The sequence below is a fragment of the Paraglaciecola sp. QJM3NY_14 genome (assembly GCF_056173245.1).
Window position 1 is genome coordinate 2755768 of record NZ_CM149664.1, and the last position, 18148, is coordinate 2773915.

The 18148-nt window shown below is 45.2% G+C and carries 17 protein-coding genes and 1 pseudogene; 11 read left to right on the forward strand and 7 right to left on the reverse strand.

Annotated features, from left to right (window positions below; translation table 11 throughout):
* Positions 1-407 precede the first annotated feature (407 nt).
* Together AC0VYA_RS11520 and AC0VYA_RS11525 are read left to right on the forward strand one after the other, a co-directional pair.
* Complete coding sequence (locus tag AC0VYA_RS11520) at positions 408-3713, forward strand: phosphorylase b kinase regulatory subunit alpha/beta (RefSeq protein WP_475488339.1); 3306 nt, start codon at positions 408-410, stop codon at positions 3711-3713.
* A 354-nt stretch (positions 3714-4067) separates the two neighbouring features.
* Positions 4068-4682 (forward strand): LysE family translocator, encoded by a 615-nt coding sequence (locus tag AC0VYA_RS11525; protein WP_475488340.1) that lies wholly within the window; start codon positions 4068-4070, stop codon positions 4680-4682.
* 111 nt (positions 4683-4793) lie between these two features.
* On the opposite strand, the gene AC0VYA_RS11530 is transcribed toward AC0VYA_RS11525, so the two are convergent.
* The 3 genes and pseudogenes from AC0VYA_RS11530 to AC0VYA_RS11540 form a co-directional block, all read right to left on the reverse strand.
* Positions 4794-5441, reverse strand: a complete 648-nt coding sequence (locus AC0VYA_RS11530; RefSeq protein WP_011575088.1) for a response regulator — start codon at positions 5439-5441, stop codon at positions 4794-4796.
* Entirely contained in the window at positions 5438-6310 is an 873-nt protein-coding gene (locus AC0VYA_RS11535; protein WP_475491065.1) for a sensor histidine kinase, read from the reverse strand. The genes AC0VYA_RS11530 and AC0VYA_RS11535 overlap by 4 nt, the downstream gene beginning before the upstream one ends.
* Positions 6305-6832 (reverse strand): annotated as a pseudogene (locus AC0VYA_RS11540) (cache domain-containing protein); the annotation flags it as partial. The pseudogene AC0VYA_RS11540 and the gene AC0VYA_RS11535, both read right to left, overlap by 6 nt.
* Before the next feature lie 243 nt (positions 6833-7075).
* On the opposite strand from AC0VYA_RS11540, the gene AC0VYA_RS11545 reads away from it, so the two are divergent.
* The 5 genes from AC0VYA_RS11545 to AC0VYA_RS11565 all read left to right on the forward strand — a co-directional run bounded on the left by AC0VYA_RS11545 (position 7076) and on the right by AC0VYA_RS11565 (position 11640).
* Positions 7076-8149, forward strand: a complete 1074-nt coding sequence (locus AC0VYA_RS11545) for a TRAP transporter substrate-binding protein (protein ID WP_475488341.1) — start codon at positions 7076-7078, stop codon at positions 8147-8149.
* Positions 8150-8289: 140 nt separating this feature from the next.
* Positions 8290-8820 (forward strand): TRAP transporter small permease subunit, encoded by a 531-nt coding sequence (locus AC0VYA_RS11550; RefSeq protein WP_475488342.1) that lies wholly within the window; start codon positions 8290-8292, stop codon positions 8818-8820.
* Positions 8820-10100, forward strand: coding sequence for a TRAP transporter large permease (locus AC0VYA_RS11555; RefSeq protein WP_011575092.1), 1281 nt, complete (start codon positions 8820-8822; stop codon positions 10098-10100). Before AC0VYA_RS11550 ends, AC0VYA_RS11555 begins: the two co-directional genes overlap by 1 nt.
* Positions 10101-10118: 18 nt before the next feature.
* Entirely contained in the window at positions 10119-11150 is a 1032-nt protein-coding gene (locus tag AC0VYA_RS11560; protein ID WP_475488343.1) for a porin, read from the forward strand.
* A 103-nt stretch (positions 11151-11253) separates the two neighbouring features.
* Entirely contained in the window at positions 11254-11640 is a 387-nt protein-coding gene (locus AC0VYA_RS11565; protein ID WP_475488344.1) for a hypothetical protein, read from the forward strand.
* 65 nt (positions 11641-11705) lie between these two features.
* On the opposite strand, the gene sodC is transcribed toward AC0VYA_RS11565, so the two are convergent.
* Positions 11706-12248 (reverse strand): superoxide dismutase [Cu-Zn] SodC, encoded by a 543-nt coding sequence (gene sodC, locus AC0VYA_RS11570; protein WP_475488345.1) that lies wholly within the window; start codon positions 12246-12248, stop codon positions 11706-11708.
* A 402-nt stretch (positions 12249-12650) separates the two neighbouring features.
* Here sodC and AC0VYA_RS11575 point away from each other — a divergent pair, with 402 nt between their 5' ends.
* Together AC0VYA_RS11575 and AC0VYA_RS11580 are read left to right on the forward strand one after the other, a co-directional pair.
* The gene (locus AC0VYA_RS11575; RefSeq protein ID WP_475488346.1) at positions 12651-13046 is read left to right on the forward strand and encodes a hypothetical protein; all 396 of its coding nucleotides are present in this window, start codon (positions 12651-12653) and stop codon (positions 13044-13046) included.
* Positions 13047-13201: 155 nt separating this feature from the next.
* The gene (locus tag AC0VYA_RS11580; protein WP_475488347.1) at positions 13202-13447 is read left to right on the forward strand and encodes a hypothetical protein; all 246 of its coding nucleotides are present in this window, start codon (positions 13202-13204) and stop codon (positions 13445-13447) included.
* 224 nt (positions 13448-13671) lie between these two features.
* On the opposite strand, the gene AC0VYA_RS11585 is transcribed toward AC0VYA_RS11580, so the two are convergent.
* Positions 13672-14115 (reverse strand): Spy/CpxP family protein refolding chaperone, encoded by a 444-nt coding sequence (locus AC0VYA_RS11585; protein WP_475488348.1) that lies wholly within the window; start codon positions 14113-14115, stop codon positions 13672-13674.
* Positions 14116-14282: 167 nt separating this feature from the next.
* Here AC0VYA_RS11585 and AC0VYA_RS11590 point away from each other — a divergent pair, with 167 nt between their 5' ends.
* Positions 14283-15017: a response regulator transcription factor gene (locus AC0VYA_RS11590; protein ID WP_475488349.1), complete on the forward strand. Its 735-nt coding sequence runs from the start codon at positions 14283-14285 to the stop codon at positions 15015-15017.
* A gap of 2 nt (positions 15018-15019) precedes the next feature.
* Complete coding sequence (locus AC0VYA_RS11595; protein WP_475488350.1) at positions 15020-16372, forward strand: sensor histidine kinase; 1353 nt, start codon at positions 15020-15022, stop codon at positions 16370-16372.
* A gap of 75 nt (positions 16373-16447) precedes the next feature.
* Here the strand turns inward: AC0VYA_RS11595 and AC0VYA_RS11600 are convergent, their stop codons facing one another.
* Together AC0VYA_RS11600 and AC0VYA_RS11605 are read right to left on the reverse strand one after the other, a co-directional pair.
* Positions 16448-17704, reverse strand: a complete 1257-nt coding sequence (locus tag AC0VYA_RS11600) for an NAD(P)/FAD-dependent oxidoreductase (protein ID WP_475488351.1) — start codon at positions 17702-17704, stop codon at positions 16448-16450.
* Positions 17705-17792: 88 nt separating this feature from the next.
* Entirely contained in the window at positions 17793-18101 is a 309-nt protein-coding gene (locus AC0VYA_RS11605; protein WP_473480858.1) for a 2Fe-2S iron-sulfur cluster-binding protein, read from the reverse strand.
* Between the last annotated feature and the right edge of the window lie 47 nt (positions 18102-18148).

Consider the following 18148-nt stretch of genomic DNA (forward strand, 5'->3'; position numbering starts at 1 on the left):
AACAGTAAGCACTTTGCACCATAATCGCGCCCTAGCACTTGCTTGATGGGAATCACTTGTTAAATTAGACACCAAAAACTTAAACGTTTAAGTTCTTGGTGTTATAGGCTATCGTTAATAAAATGACAGAGTAAAAAGCTGTTAAGTCTTAGACGTGTTATGCATCACGCACCGTGGCGCAAACATTGCTGGAGTTTTGGTTATCTACAATTGCACATAATAGCAATGCAAGGTCAGCCTTAACCTATTGTTCACTGTTAGCAAATCAAGTTAGATGATATAAGCATTCACAACTTGTTATTACTCATTTTCTGCGTGGGTATCTTACTTGGGTATTACAGGCAAGGTACGCTGCGCAATTTAGGAAGCCTATTGAATCGCTTCCTACGAATTAATTAGGATTTTGTATGCACAACTTAGAATTGAACACCCAATTAGATGCTTATTATCAGCAAATAAAGTCAGTTATTTTAGACAAACAACATCCTGTCAGTGGCCTATTACCAGCGAGTACCGCCATTACGGTCCACGGGAATTACCAAGATGCGTGGGTGAGAGACAATGTTTACAGTATTTTAGCCGTTTGGGGTTTAGCCCTCGCCTACCGCAAAGTCGATAGCGACGATGGCAGAGGCTATGAATTGCAGCAACGTACCGTGAAGTTGATGCGTGGCTTGCTACGCTCCATGATGGCCCAATCCGAAAAAATAGAAGTCTTCAAGAAAACCCGCAATCCTATTGATGCTTTGCATGCCAAATACGACACCATCACAGGTGATAGCGTGGTAGGTGATGCAGAATGGGGCCACTTACAAATTGATGCGACCTCAGTGTTTCTGCTAACACTGACGCAAATGATTGCTTCTGGACTCGATGTTATCTGGTCAGACGAAGAAGTGTGCTTTATTCAAAATTTGGTGTATTACATCGAGCGTGCCTATCGCACACCAGACTTCGGTATTTGGGAGCGTGGCGCTAAAAGTAATAGTGGTAGCGTGGAATTAAACGCCAGTTCGCTTGGCATGGCAAAGGCAGCGCTTGAAGCGCTCTCCGGTTTTAATCTTTATGGCGCGAAAGGCTCATTGAGCTCAGTAATTCACGTTATTCCAGACAACATCGCTCAGTCGAACATTACCTTGAGCGCTATGCTCCCCAGAGAATCTAATACCAAAGAAATTGATGCGGCATTGCTCAGTGTCATTGGTTTCCCGGCGTTTGCCGTACCCGATAAAACCCTGTCAGATCGCGTCAGAACTGAAATCGTGACTAAACTTGAAGGCCGCTACGGCTTGAAAAGATTTTTACGTGATGGCCATCAAACCGTGCTTGAAGATGAAGGGCGTCTGCATTACGAAGATAAAGAGTTAAAGCAATTTGAAAACATTGAATCTGAGTGGCCGTTGTTCTACGCCTATCTTTATTTAGATGCTATTTTCACCGACAATAAACCACAAATTAAGCATTATCGAGACAGATTAGATAATGTACTGGTTGAACAAAACGGCTTTCAATTGCTGCCTGAATTATACTTTGTGCCCGCTGAATCAATTGATGCAGAGCGCGCAAAGCCACAATCACAAAATCGATTACCGAATGAGAACGTGCCATTAGTTTGGGCCCAAAGTTTATTTTTACTCGGTACCATGCTCGAAGATGGTTTGCTTAGGCCGGGTGACTTAGACCCCTTGGGGCGCCGTCACGGGAAACCGAAAATGCAGCCTGTTGTTCAGCTGATTTTTTTAGCAGAAGATGAGCTATTACAACAAGAGTTGGCCGCGCACGGTGTTGCTACAGAAACCTTAAGCGATATTGCACCGGTAAAGGTTTATCGGCCAGAGGATATCGCTGCGGTACATGGCCAAGTCGGCAGATGTGACAGTTTAGGGTTAACGGGTCGTATCCCTAGAATGCTAAAAAGCTTAACCACCAGCCGCGTTTATATGTTCAACAAGCAGCGCGCCGTGTGTTTAACCCCCTCTTTCATGCAACACGAGTACTTTTTAAGTTACGACATTGATTTTCTTGTGCGCCGCTTTAAGAGTGAGTTGAGCTATTTGCACTCAAATTGGACCGAAGTTGGGCGCCCGACTGTCACGGTATTATTAACGCATAACTTGTTGGATGGTGATCGCAGTTCGTTTTTTGAATTAATGGCGCAGATTGCCACAGGCGAAGTAGATGATATACCGGTTAAGCATGGCGCTATGGCGCAGCTCACCCCTACATCTGCAGTGGAACGAGTGGAGCAATTAAATGATTTAGTGCTGCCATCAGAGCCCCTACGAGATTTGTTCAGTCATTCTTGCGCCCTGTCGCTATCAGGCAATCATTTGGCGCTCACATCAGACCAAGAGCGAGAGATTGACTCACTCACTGATGCAAATGAGTTGCATGCTCGTCTTGAACACTCTAATAATTTGTATCAGCAAATTGCTCTTCTTGCCGCTATGAGCAAGATTTTATCGCTTGATAGCACCATTACCTATCACGGCCAACACCACACTGTTAGGTCGTTAATCGAAGAAATTTACTTGCAAGCAGGTCGGTTGCGTCTGTGGTCTGTGCTGCGTCACGCTTCAGGCTTGTTGGGCAAACTAGATGGTGACTTGGGCTTAGCCGTGAGCGCGTTACTTGTCGCCCAGAAGTTTATTCAAGTGGGCCGTGCTTACAGTGATGAGTCACTTATTTCTAAACCCTTACAAGACGACGAGCTGCTAGCCAAAATCAATCAATTTTGCCGAGAAGATGTGCGCGACCAAGTATTAACGCAAGAAGTGTTATTGTCCCTTGGCATGTTGGTGAAGTCTCGCCCTAAACTATTCAGCGAATTGTTAACGGTGCGCGTAAGTTACCTGATTGTACTGCTCACGAGTCAGATATCTCGGGAACATAACAAAACCCCTGATGAGGCGTATGAGCACATCATGAACTTGGCGCCTTCTGAAATTCAGGATCAGATCGAGGCGGTGCTCGAGGAATACCAAAACCTAGCTGACTTGCCGATTAAACTCGAAGAGCTTCATGCTGAATGTGTCTCGGGCAAATTGGATTGGGATCAAGACTCAGGCTTTGAAGAACTCGCTGAGCCAACTGAGGGCTGGTATGTATGGCGCCAACATCAAGGCGTAATAGACAGACGCCCCGCGGGTTTCATCCCGCAAGTTTGGAGCATATTTAAGCACACCACTGGGTTAGTTATTGGTAACAAAATGGACAAGCGTAACCGGGTTGCCAGTGATATGGTTCTCAGTGACATGACCCAAGGCGAAGCCGCATTTGCGCTGTTGATAGAGCAGATGTTAAACAACATTCAAGCGCCAGAGTATCGCCAGCTTACGGTGGAAACCATGAGCGCTCTCGGTCGCTTCTTTGAACAAAACCCAAGTTTACAGATTGATGAAGCGCTGATAGTTGATGTAACCATCGGCCATGCTGTGCACCTAGCCTACAGCGAAGTTCACCCCGAACGAATGGATAATTACGCAGAGCATAAAGGCCAAGCCTGGGATAGCTTTTATCATCGCTCTCCCATGGAAACCACCCTATTTATCGTCTCTGCGCTGCGCAAGTTGTTAACGTTACGCTCAGCAAGTGAAGGGTTAGCGAGTGAAGAGTTAGCGAGTGATGAAATAAAGAACATCGAAGCAGCAGATAGCCAACTAACCAGTGATAAAACTGCCAGCGGTGCATCACCTGCAGAAGCACAAGAGTAGGCTCAAGAGTAACCTCGAGAGTAGCCTCAACAGCCATAATTTCAGACGTTCTCAATTTTTTATAGTAAAGGTACTAGGTTTACATCAAATCTAGTGCCTTTTTCGTCAGTAGGCGAAATCGTTCACAACTGCTGCACGTGATCTTGTCAACAAACCATTTAGGCATGTTACACCGCGTTGGTTCATTACATCAGTTCTGCAGGATTGTTTAGGGAGGTATGTTCACAATAAAAAGCAAGGCGATAAAACACAAGTTCATGTGTTTATGGGGACACTGGCGATAGTATTCCTAGTAAATCAATCTGATATGGGTAAACTGCTCGGGTTTTAATTTGCCAACTTGGATGCGCATTCATGCCAGATTTAGCTCTTCTCGCGGTATTTATTCCCACTTTCTTTTTCGTTTCTATTACACCTGGTATGTGTATGACATTGGCCATGACCTTGGGAATGAGCGTGGGCGTTCGCCGCACAATGTGGATGATGATAGGTGAAGTCGTTGGTGTTGCCCTTGTCGCTATTGCCGCCGTCATCGGTGTGGCCAGTGTGATGCTCAACTACCCAAGTGTTTTTAACGTATTCAAATGGGTGGGCGGCGCATATTTAGCTTACTTGGGGCTCAAGATGTGTTTTGCTCATAATAAAGTCACCACAGATCATAACCCTACTTTTACCTCTCGCGGGAAGCTTGCGTCACAAGGCTTTATTACCGCCATTGCTAATCCCAAAGGTTGGGCGTTTATGGTGACCCTTTTACCGCCCTTTATTAGCGTAACCCAATCCCTTACTGGTCAACTTGTTGTGCTGGTGAGCTTGATCATGCTTAGTGAGTTTTTGTGTATGCTTATTTACGCCACCGGCGGCAAAAGCGTGCGCTTATTTTTAAATCGCGGCAATAACATCCGCTGGATGAACGCCATCGCTGGTAGCTTGCTAATTGGCGTCGGCGCCTGGTTAGCCTTTATTTAGGTTGGCCTCTAATTAGATAAGCCATTATTAGCGCTTCATCAAACGTGCGATGCGCAGCGCATTGCGAAGCCCAAGTATTAGCGAAGCCCACGTATCAATGAAGCCCAGGTATCACTTTTCTACTAGCCCATGGTCAACCGCATAACAGATAAGCTCAGCCAAGGACTCAATATTTAATTTGCTCTTCATATTGCGCCTATGCGCCTCAACGGTTCTAAAACTGATATTAAGAATGCGCGCGATTTCTTTACTCGATTTACCTTGGGCAACATGGGTTAAAATGAGCTGCTCCCGGGTAGTGAGCTTTTGACTGGTGTCTTTGATTGGCTTATCAATCAGCATTTTTGCAATTGAACTGCTGAAGTGGGTTTGTCCCTTAGCGACGGCCTTAATTGCGTAATACACCTCTTCCGATGTCGTGTCTTTTAAAATATAGCCAGATGCGCCCGCTTGAATCGAACTTGTCACAAACTCGGGGCTATCGTGCATGCTAAATATCAACACTTTGGTGTCATCGAGACTGTCAGTGATAATTTCAGTGGCATCGATGCCGTTCATAGAGGGCATACTGATGTCCATTAAGATCACATCAGGTTTTAAATCGAGCGCCTTTTCCAGTGCATCTTTGCCATCATGGGTCATGCCGACTATTTCAATGTCATCATAAAACGACAAACAGGCGCTAAGTCCCCCTTGTACCATAGGGTGGTCATCTACCAGCAATAGTCGTATCGGTTGCTCACTGTGTGTTTCGGTCATACTGATGGGCCTTGTGTAGCTGTGTGAGTATTAGCGTAGCTAGCTTTTGGAATTCGTGCAGTAACCTGTGTTCCGCCGTTTGACGAGCGTACGTTGAATTCCCCTAGATGATATTCTACGCGCTCGGCCAAATTTCGTAATCCTATCCCATAGTCATCAGGTTTATCTGTGTTGTGGGCATCAAAACCGCATCCATTATCGCTGATCGTCAACGTTAGCCACTTGTCTTTGATAGTCATCTCGATATTTACTTCGCTGGCGTGTGCGTGCTTTTGCACGTTAATTAAGGATTCTTGCACCACACGATATAAAGTCGTACTGATCCCATTTTGCACTAACTTTCGTACTGCTGGCTTAGTCACATTCACTGCGATCCCTGTTTGTTCACTAAATTCGGTGGCTAATGCGTCCATTGCGGCAGACAAACCCAACTCGTCTAATATTCTGGGGTGCAAATGATGGGATATTCGGCGTATTTCACTGATAGCATCTTGCAGATTACTTTGGGCGTGCTCCAACGGTTGAGGCTTATCGACCTTGGCTCTTTTCAGCCATAAACCTGTCGCTTCTAATGAGTACTTAATAGAAACCAACACTTGCACAATACCATCGTGTAATTCTCGCGATATGTGCCGACGCTCTTCCTCCTGCATGTTGATGATCTTAAGTCCCAATTCACTGATTTTTTGATCGGTCTTTTTCTTTTGACTCAAATTTAGAATCAGCCCCAGCAGAAATATAAGAAATATGGACGACATGGCCACGAGCAATATGATCTGCTTAGTTTTATTAATGTGCTGGTCAATTTCTCGCTGCAGTTTATTCAGTTGACTGTTTACGTCATCTAAGTACACACCCGTACCAATCATCCAATTCCATTTCTCAAGAAACACTGAGTAACCCATTTTTTCAGACATTTCATCCGCAGAAGGTTTTCGCCAAGGCTAACGGTGGAATCCCCCACCTGCCTTGGCGTTAGCCAGCAGAATTTGTATCGTCTTATCACCGTTTTCCCCTTCAAGCTCCCACCAATTTTTACCGACTCTGTAGGGCTCCTTAGGGTGCACCACGCCATTGCCATCACCGTCATAAACGAAAAAGTAGCCGTCGTTACCGCTGTAGGTCATATCGTGAATGATCTCGGTAACGCGGGCTTTCGCTTCATCGTCATCTATGGCACTGTTTTCATAAGCGTCTGACATGGCTGAGACAGCAAGTAAGGTGTAGTTTTTCAGCTCTTGATGCTTTTGTTCAATAAGAAAGTTTTCCAGGGTATCAACACTTTGATTGGAGAGGTCTCGGTATTCATCTGTCACTAAGAAGTACGTCAAGATAGACGTCAATACTACCTGCAGCACTGCAATAAACAGCAGTCTTAAGGGTAAAGTCATATTAATTGCGCCTTGAAGCCGAGCAAATTCAGCGTGTTAAATTATTGTGAACGTTAAAGTAGGATTATTTCAGTCTTTCCGCTTGGGCGCCAACCTACTTCTACCTAGGTAAAACTACCTAGTACAAATGGGTGTTCATACGAATAGTTACACACTCACAAACATTTAACATTCCTCTAACAGTTTTTCACTTGGCGTTAGCAAATCGCCGATGTGACCTTTGAACATTTATGAGGAATTCCCATGAAAACAACACATTTATTACTCACATTAGCACTGGCTCTAGGCCTCAACGCGCCAACCAGTGCCGCGGATGGCAAAAAGTATCGCTGGCGCCTAGCGGAAACTTGGGGCCCTAACTTCCCCATATTCGGTGATGCTAGCAAAAACATGGCAAAAATGGTCAAGGAGATGTCTGACGGGCGTCTAACCATTCGCATCGATTCAGCCAACAAACATAAATCAGCGCTAGGCATTTTCGATTTTGTAAAAAGCGGCCAATACCAAATGGGTCACTCGGCATCTTATTATTGGAAGGGCAAAGACTTTAACACCATGTTTTTTACCACAGTGCCGTTCGGTATGACCGCCCCTGAGCAATATGCCTGGTTCTATTATGGTGGCGGTATGGAGTTGATGAAAGAAACATATGATCAATACGGTATATTGTCGTTTCCTGGCGGTAACACTGGCGTGCAAATGGGTGGTTGGTTCAGAAAAGAAATTAACACTGTTGAGGATTTAAAAGGACTTAAGATGCGTATTCCTGGTTTCGCCGGTGAAGTACTGGCTAAGCTTGGAGCAAGTCCGACGAACATCCCGTCTGCCGAGCTTTACACAGCATTAGAGCGTAACACCATTGATGCCTTAGAATGGGTTGGCCCGTCTCTTGATTTACGTATGGGCTTTCACAAAATAGCGCCTTACTACTACACCGGCTGGCAAGAGCCTGCAACAGAGTTGCAGTTTATGGTTAATCAAAAAGCCTATGATTCCCTACCCGCTGATTTACAGAAAATCTTGACTGTGGCCATGAAAACCGCCGCTTACGATATGTATTCTCAGTCTACCCATGAAAATGGCGAGAACTTAAAAGCCCTACAAACCGAGTACCCCAATGTAAAAATCCGCACGTTCCCGCAACCAGTGATGAATGCCATTCGTGACGCGAATGACGAGCTATTGGCAGAGTTTGCAGCAAAAGATAAAGAAACAGCCAAAATCTTGAAGTCCATCAAGACTTACCAAGCGCAGGTACGCGCCTGGACTCAGTTCGCCGACCAAGCCTACCTAGAAGGCTTCGAGTCAAACGAGTAACAAAAAGGCTTGAAGACTCAGTTTAATGTGAGTCTTCAAGCCATTCCCTGTCCTTTTACTTACTTTTAATTTTAGGCTGGCTGCCTGTCACGGTTTGTTCCATAGGTGACGGCACATAGGCCCTGTGTCAGAGATTTATTATGAATACAGTCGTTAAGTTACTAGGCAAATTTATAGATGGCGTTGGCCATTTATGCAGTGTGCTGATGATGTTAATGATTTTGAACGTGTTTTATGACGTCATCATGCGTTACTTCTTCAATGAAGTCAGTATTGGTATGCAAGAGCTAGAATGGCACTTGTTTGCAGCCATGTTTATGTTCGGCATTGGTTATACCTTAAAAGCCGACGGCCACGTGCGCGTCGATGTATTTTACGACAACTTTAGCCCTCGAGTGAAAGCCTATATCAACTTATTCGGGGCCTTGCTGTTTGTGCTGCCCGTCACCCTGTTGATCCTTTATTACAGCTTGGACTACACCCTTGAAGCCTACGAAATGGGCGAAGGCAGTGCCGATCCAGGTGGCTTGCCCCATCGCTTTATTATTCGCGGTGTTATCCCCGTTTCATCGGTATTTCTTATTTTGTGCGCTCTGTACGTAATGCTCGAACAAATACAACGCCTCACAGGCACGTACATCCCTTCCACAGATCATAAGGACGCCATCTAATGACAGGTTTAGTTTTATTTGGCATTGCCCTGCTGTGCTTATTCATGGGGTATTCCGTGGCGTTTACCTTCGCTGGGGTATCCGTACTGATTGGTGTGATTGTGCTCGGCGCAGACCTATTCGCTTTTATGCCCTATCGCATCATGAGTATCATGGAAAACACCACCATGATGGCCATTCCTATGTTTGTTTTTATGGGCATAGTGCTGCAAAAAACCGGCCTTGCAGAGCGCCTACTCGAGTCGTCAGCCAAGTTATTCGGCGGTATATCGGGGGGCGTTGCCGTTTCTACTATTATCGTCGGCGCGTTATTAGCAGCCTCTACCGGTGTCGTTGGCGCAAGCGTCGTTGCCATGGGCGTGATCTCCTTGCCCGTCATGCTTAAAAATAATTATCACCAACCGACCGCAGCTGGTGTAATATGCGCCGCCGGTACGCTCGGGCAGATCATACCACCGTCTATTATCTTGATTATTTTAGGCGATGTAATGGGCGTTCCCGTTGGCGATTTGTTTCGCGCTGCCGTTATTCCAGGCGTATTACTGATAGTGGTGTATACCCTGTACATCCTAATTTTAGGAAAAGTTAAACCTGAGTTTTGCCCGCCGATTGACGTCACAGAAGATAAGCGAACCATCATTGTACAAGCCATTAAAGATATCTTTCCGCCACTACTGCTTATTGTTACCGTGCTGGGTTCGATTTTCACTGGTATTGCGACCCCCACGGAGTCATCAGCTATTGGCGCTGTGGGTGCATTAGTGTTGTCAGCTATGTATGGGCGCTTTTCATTCAAAGGTGTACATGAAATATCAGGCGAAACGGTAAAAGTCACCGCCATGATCTTCGCTGTGCTCGTCGGTGCTACGGCGTTTTCAATGGTGTTTAGCTACTCTGGTAGCGAATATCTTGTGGAGGACTTCTTCTTAGACTTACCAGGAGACAAATGGACCTTCATCATACTGGCCATGCTGACCATTTTACTCCTTGGCTTCTTTATCGATTTTATTGAAATTTCGTTCCTGATTGTTCCCATTCTGACGCCAGTTGCCATGGTGCTGGATATCGATTTAATTTGGTTCGCCATCTTAATTTCAATGAATCTGCAAACCTCATTTTTAACGCCACCCTTTGGCTTTAGTTTGTTCTATTTAAAAGGCGTGGCACCTAAATCTCTTAAAACCACCACCATCTATAAAGGCGTAGTGCCCTTTATTTTGATGCAAGTCTTGGTCTTGCTGCTGGTCGTTTTATTTCCTGAACACCTTATATTGCAATAACACACATAGGACACACACATGAAAAAATCTATGCTCGCGTTAGCCATGCTATCCCCCCTTGTAGCCAGCCAATCTGCACAAGCAGAAGTCACCGCTTATGGCCGAGTGCTATATGACATCGTTAAAGACGACACCTCTGATGACCTTTACTTCGGCCGCCACGAGTTCGCTGAATCTACCATAGGTGTTAAAGGCTCTGTTGAATACAATGAACTGACTTTCGGGGCGCAAGTGGAAATTGGCCTAGATGAAGGGGTATCTAATATCCTGCATGACGGCACCAACTCACGCAATCGTATTCAAGAAATATGGGTACAAGGTAAGTTTGGTAAAGTGAAAATGGGGACAGGCGCGAGTATTACTTGGATCGTTTCTGATGTGGATCAATCAGGCACTTGGTGGTCAGACCCACTAGGCATGAGCCAACGCTTTGGCTCAACTCGCCGCGGCCCGGTCGGTGAAAGCCAAACGCCATTCGTTCAAACGCAGTCCATTTTCAGCGAGCGTATCGTGTACGAATCTCCAACGTTTTTAGACGGTGCTAAATTCTACGCCCAATACGGCGAAGACAGCAGTTACGAAATGGCGATTAAATACGCCGCCAACGGTTGGCGCGTTAATGCATGGTCTACTGATTTCGGCGATGCAGACAACGATGACGACCCGCAAGCAAACATTGATGGTAATAGTACTGCTGGTTTTCTCGGAGCTGAAAGCGGTTACGGTATTCTCGCCGGCTACCTTCATGATTCAGGCGTTAACTTCAGCGCAACTTATGGCGTAGCTGACCAAGTGGACGGTGGCGACCGCGATTTTTTAAACTGGAAATTGGGTTATACCCAAGGCAAGCACGCGGTTAGTTACAGCATGGGTAATTATGCCTCAGAAGACGCCGCGGGTATTGAGGGACCTGACCATACTAGAACTACCGTCGCTTATCATTTTTCTCCTGTGGGCGGTGTCAGTTTCTGGGTGCAAGCGACCAAAGGTGATACTGACGAAGAAGAAAGCTTCAACGCATTTGCACTTGGTGGCATGGTGCGCTTTTAGTAATATTCGCTGTATCTGCATAGCAAAAAGTCCGGCTTCAGTTACACATTCCGCGTTAATGTTGCCGAACTTTTTGCGTTTCCCATTAGGTAAGGATTTTAATATGTGTACACTTTCCAAGACTGCATTAGGCATGACATTCGCTGGGTTAATGGCTGTCAGTACCGCTCCTCTCGCCCAAGAAGAGCTCGAAGGACCAGGCGTATTCTCTGGAGAAAAGGGCGAATTCTCTTTAAGCAAAATGTTCTCTGGCAAAGAAGCTCCCACACAAGACCAAGTGCAAGCCCAAGCAAAAGCAAAAGAGCAGAATAATAACTCAACCGTTACTGTCGCGGATGCTAAGCCAACAGCGTTAGGAGCAACCGCACGAAAAGACGAGTTTTCTCAGTTTAAAGCGTACAAAGTAGCAAAAACTAACAACAGCCCAGCCTACCAAGAATTTTTGCTGTGGCTCGAATTTCAAGACTACAAAAACAATAAAAGCGACTGATTAGTCGCTTTTATTTTGAACCAAATGAGCGGTTCATTATTTACATGACGCTGAAACGTTAGGCGCTATTGTGGGATAACTCCGCACGCGACACGCTCGCCGCCGCCACCTAGTGCTTTGGGTGAATCAGAATAATTGTCGCCACCCGCGTGGATCATGATTGCACGGCCTTCTATGTCATCCAATTCTAACTCTGGGGCGAATACTGGTTGGGTAGCGTTACCTTTTTCATCAACAACCAAAGTCGGTAAATCCCCTTCGTGGCCTTCTTCTGACCAAGGCACGCTGTGCTTATCGGTATCTTCTGGGTCATAGTGTCCTCCGGCTGCACCGCCTAACACTTTTTTGCCGTCTTTCATCGACGCAGAACAGTCGCCGTTTTGATGAATGTGAAAACCATGAACACCCGGTGTTAAACCACTTAAGTTAGGTGTAAACACCACGCCATCATCATCATAATCCTTAACCATCACGTTGCCGATGCTTTCACCGGTTTTCAGGTTATTCATCACTACTTTTTTGCCCTCTTCATGATGGGCGGCAATGCTTGTTGCGCTAAGAGCCAAAGAGATCGATCCCACTAGTGCTGGTAATAAAAACTTCTTCATAACGTCCTCCAAATTTTGCGATTAAAATTACCGCTGTCACTGAGTCGCCGAGATGCGGTAATCGGTGTTCGACTCAAAAAAGGGAGCATAAAATACACCAATGCGACATATACTTGCATAGACTCCTTCAAGCCGTCTATTGCAAGGGTAATAGCACTCCCCCGCTACTTAGTCGTCTAGTTGCTAAGCCCGCTTAAGATCGAATAAAAGCGTTTATTTACACAGATAGATGAATATTTTACATAGCTTTGACAATGCGTTAGCCGTGTCTCAGCCCAGATAAACAACTATTACTTTTATGTTGCGTCAATATATGCAAAATTTGCCTCGGCTAGCATTAACTTACATATTTAGAAATTTAGTATTTCATTGTAAGTATTATCCATATAGAAAGGGGAACACATGAGTCTTGAGCACGGAAATCATTTAATCACAATTGAAGATAATGTAATTGTAATTGAGCTCGCAGGAAGCTTTAACGAATTCGGTGCCAAAGCACTTACTGACGATATAAGAAAAGCAATTAAGCAGTTTGAAGGAGCCCCATTCTGTATATTGATAAACGACTTTGCCTTGGAAGGGATAACGCCAGAAGGCTACAAAGAAATTGATGAGTACAACGCGTGGCTCAATACTCAAAATATGATTGCCAAAGCGGTCGTGGTCAAAATTGACATATTATCCAAAATGGAGGAATCGCGTATTCCCGCGAAAGCCCAGCAAAATATTAAATCGTTTAAAAATATACCTGACGCTTTACTTTGGCTAAAGATGCAAACAGAACGCGCCGCCACATAACAGGTGGCGTTCTGCTGATTGTGGCCCTTCACTTATGACGTTTACCTGTCTGCAAGGCAACAAACTCAATAGGATTCCACCGCCTTGATTTTAAACCCAGATAGCCAACATAAATGCCCTATAAGTAATGACTGAGTATTAAACAGAGGTACAGGATGGAACTCCCACATGGACATTATTCAATCGTGCTTGATGAGCACATCGTCACGATTTCCCTCACTGATAATTTCAATCAGGCCAGCGAACAAGCCTTGGTTGTTCCATCCGGTGCCGTTCGAAAAATCAACGACCCGCGAATTCTCGCAAAGGCGGATCATAACGCTCGCAGCTATAGCAACGAGCCTGATGCATTTGTTTGGTTAAAGAAAGAGGCCACCATAAGCGACAAACCAGAAAATTAGTTTCTAATCCCCCCTTAACAACATGGAGAGACTCTTGAGTATCAAAAATACTGCCCAAAACTACGGTTTTCTAACATCACTTTATGAAACATGACCGAACCTTGAAGAAAATGACAAGGGGTCAGTAGTTCTGAGTAGGCTTTCACAAAAAACAGAGCATCTTTTGCAAGATGCTCTGTTGTAATGTTAAATGAAATCAGGCGTTATGTACTTGATTTAATTAATTACGCTTTGTCGTCACGTTTCTTATGATGACGTTTGGCACGCTTCTCACTGATCTCATTAAATTTTTCAAGCTGTTCAGCGGTTAATATTTGCTGCACTTTGACCCGCATATCGGCCATTTTCAACACTCTTGCTTTTGCACGTTCCGCACTTAAATCGGCGAGTTGATTAAGCTCTTGCTCATAACTGCCGTCGCTGGGATCAAGCGCCGCTAGTTGCGCTTTAAGCGACGTTTGTGTGCCCTTTGCTGGGCGGTTCGCTTTCATTTCTTCTTTCAACGCTTTAAGTTGATCTTTTTGCTCATCGCTTAAGTCGAGCACGCGTGCCATTTTATGAATGGGTAAGAAGCCTTGGCCTCTGTGACCGTCAGAATGCTTTGCACCCGCAAAAGCCGTTGTTGCAATACATGCACTTAATAAAACGCCAGTAATTAATTTTTTCATCTTAATATTCCTACTTAGTTTGGGTCATTAAAATAAATGACGTGGGTAAAAGGTTTATCTAATCAACGGGGCTCAGTATGCACATTACGTTCGATAAGTAGGGTTAAGCTAGTGTAAAGTTCAGTAAAGTTGATCCTAGATGAATGTAAAGCGGGTAATCTCTGCCTATGAAAAATGAAAAGTACAAAATCCTATTAGTAGACGACGATGAAACTCTTTGTTCTTTGCTGAGCGAGTTTTTGCAAGAAGAAGGCTTTGAGGTTGAAACGCTGCATTCAGGTAATGCCGCCACAGAGCGCTTATTGCAAAGTGATGAATTCGACACGGTAGTGCTCGATATAATGATGCCTGGCATGTCCGGACTTGACGTATTACGTAGCGTGCGCGCTAAACGCCAAGTTCCTATATTAATGCTAACGGGACGTGGCGACGACATTGACAGAATTGTGGGTCTTGAAATGGGCGCCGATGACTATTTAGGTAAACCCTGTAACCCAAGAGAACTCAGTGCACGGATTAAGGCCATCATTCGTCGCACCGAAAACTCCCTTGGCAACGGCGCAGCGGGCAAAACGATTGTGCATACTCTGTTACATGGCATAGAGCTCGATACTGGCACACGTACCGCGGTTGTGAATAACACCACCCTGCCATTAACCAGCGCGGAATTTAATGCGTTAAGTTTATTGATGGAGCGCGCTGGGCAAACCATTACCAAGCAAGACATGACGCAAGAAGTGCTAAACCGCCCACTTGAAGCTTATGATCGCGCCATGGACGTACACATTAGCCGAATTCGACAAAAACTATCCTCACAGGGGATAAACGATGTGATCAAGTCAATTCGCGGCGTCGGTTATCAGATGTTAACCGAGCAACAGCCAACCCAAAGCGACGACTAAGCATGGCAAGATTTAGCACTTTGTTAGCATCTGCGTATCACAAGATAGGCTTCAAACGCTTGTTCTGGCGTGTTTTTATTTGGTTTTGGTTATCCAGCTTGTTGGTGATGTTTGCCACCAGCTTTGTGATCATCAGTAAATACTCTTCAGAAGACTACACCAAACGCTACAGCAATGACGTGCTCACCCAAGCGGAGCGGATCGTATGGCGCTATGAGCAGACGTTGATTCCACATGCAAACCGGTCGATAAAATTAAAAAATTGGATCGATAAAAAAGAGAACCGCCGGGGTCATCTGATGTCGATGCTGATAATGGATGACACTAACCAGCGTATTTATCATTACCGCTTTAACAAAGTAAAACCTGAAAACCGCCTCGAATACTCGGTGTTAGGTCCCTCGGGGCGAAGCTACCTAGTTTTCAGCAAAAAACCGCAAGCGCCTAGAATATACACGCAACTAATGTATCGGTTCCAATCGCTGCAGTTCGTTTTCATTTTTTTTGCATCGGCATTGGTCAGTGCGTTGCTCAGCTGGAGTATAACGCGACCATTAAATTATCTCGGTTCGTTTAGTCGTCACTACGCCAACAAGCAAGAAGTTGCCCCGCTGCCGCGTGCATTGCTCACCCGAGGCGATGAGGTGGCTGACTTAGCCCAAGACATCGAATTTATGATCAATAAAACTCATGCCGCAGCCACTGCTCAGCAACAATTACTGCATGATGTATCCCATGAATTGCGTGCTCCACTGGCCCGCTTGCAAGTATCGGCTGCACTTATCGAACAGAAAAGCCCAGACAGTCGTCACGTTAAACAAATACACAATGATTGTTTGCGCATTGATCAACTTATTCAGCAGATCCTCGATTACTCTAAACTTGAACAGGGTAACCCAGCTCAGGAGCCTTGTAATATTAACGCTTTGTGCGAGCGAGTGATTAAAAACATGGCCGTTACCTATCCTAATATTCCAGTCACATTCAAAGCGGATAACAAGGCACAGTTAAATGGCTACCCAGAAGCATTATTGCAAGCATTCGACAACATCATTGGTAATGCCTGTAAATATTCATATGACGGGCAATCAGTAGACATTAGCGTACACAACAGAGAAAACAGTATCGTCGTCAGCGTACGGGATCATGGCCCTGGCGTGGATGAAAGTGAAATGGCTAAATTACTGCAACCCTTTTATCGCGCTGGCAATAAAATGCACACCAATGGGTTTGGTTTAGGGCTGAGTATCGCACTTAAGGCCATCAACAAACATCAAGGCGAACTTCGTATGTCAACACCCGGCGGTGGCGGATTGCTTGTTGAAATAATACTGCCTCAAGATACACTCGCTTAGCATATTGGGGCTCTTGCCATATATGATCAGAGCCCTCCCCTCAATATCGATATTGCGCAATATTGTGCGCGGCTGCTAAGCGAACTCTTTGATGATAGACGCTGACAAAGGCGCGCTATTATCCGTCAGTTTATTTTTATCTACCTGTTCCATGGCGTTAATAAGTTTTGTGCCCAAGACATAAGCTTTGGCATTATTGACGGCATCTACGGCTAACAACTCATTCCCTTTAAAATACCAAACCGAGAAACTATCAGGTTTATCTAACTCTTTGCGCATGACAACATCATCGTAACCTTGTGATAAGCCCACCATTTGCAACTTAACATTATATTGATCCGACCAAAACCAAGGCACAGGCTGAGTTTTGAATGCTTTATGGCAGATAGCAGCAGCGGCCACTTTCCCTTGGTCTAACGCATTTTGCACTGATTCAAGTCGCAACCATCGTTGGTAATGCGGGTTAAACTGGGCGCAACAATCACCGATAGCAAATATATCCTGTGCACTGGTTTGATTAGCTTCATTAACCACTATGCCATTGTTGATCTCCAAATTGGCTTTATCCGCTAAAGCAGTGTTCACTCGCACACCCACGCCCACTATGATGATATCCGCAGGGTATTCGCTACCATCACTGCACACAACGCTATTCTCATTTGCGTTTGTTTTTATCTCACTAACATTTTTACCATTATGTACCTCTACGCCATGCTGGCGATGCAAGGCATAAAAGTAGTCAGACATCAAAGGTGCAGTCACCCTCGCCAATAACCGAGGCTCTCTCTCAAGCACTGTTACTACCGCGCCAGATTTTCGTAACGAAGCGGCAGTTTCGAGTCCCACATAACCTCCGCCTATCACAACAACACGTTTTTGCTCACTTTGTTTAAACGCGGTAGCAATGGCATGTGCATCATCTGCGGTTCGAATAGTGTAAAGGTGCTTAGCAGAGTCAATCCCAGGGATGGGTGGAATGAGCGGGCTTGCCCCAGTGGCTAATACCAGCTGGGTATACGGATGGCGCGTACCATCATCAAGCAAAACCTGTTTGTTCTTACTTTCAACATCCACCACGCTCACCCCTAGCATCAAGCTAATGTCTGCTTTTTGATAACCTTGTTCAGGTTTTAGCAATTGGCCTGCAGGTTCATCTGCAATCAGGTGTGTTTTTGATAAAGGCGGCCTGTGATATGGCAGATTACAGTCTGCATCAATCAAGGTAATACTCCCCTCGTAACCCTCTTTACGTAGGGCAAACGCTAGGTTAACACCGCCATGACTCGCACCGACTACGATGCATCTTTGTTTTGAAATCGTTGTGCTTGTCATGACTAAGTCACCTTTTATGCTCATTTGTATTCTATGCCGATACATATTCGTGGATACTTTACTTGGGTGCAAAGTAGGTTGTTGCTGGTTAGCCTGCTACGGTCAACACTAAACCATCTAGCGCTGGCGTAATGTCAATTTGACAACACAAACGGCTGTATTCATTAGCATCATCGTCAAGCTCTAGCATGTCTTTTTCAATCTCACTGGCTTCGCCCACTAACGCAAACTGCTCCTGTGCCACATGCACGTGGCAGGTTGCGCAAGAGCACACGCCTCCGCAGTCCCCATCAATACCTGTAACGTTGTTTTCTACTGCTAGAGCCATCACTGAACCGGACTCGCCCTCGACCACAACAGGAATATTGCCTTGTGTCATAAATGTAATTTTTGCCATTTTCTAACCTTCTTTATTTTTCGCTTTCATGCGTGACAATCGTGCAC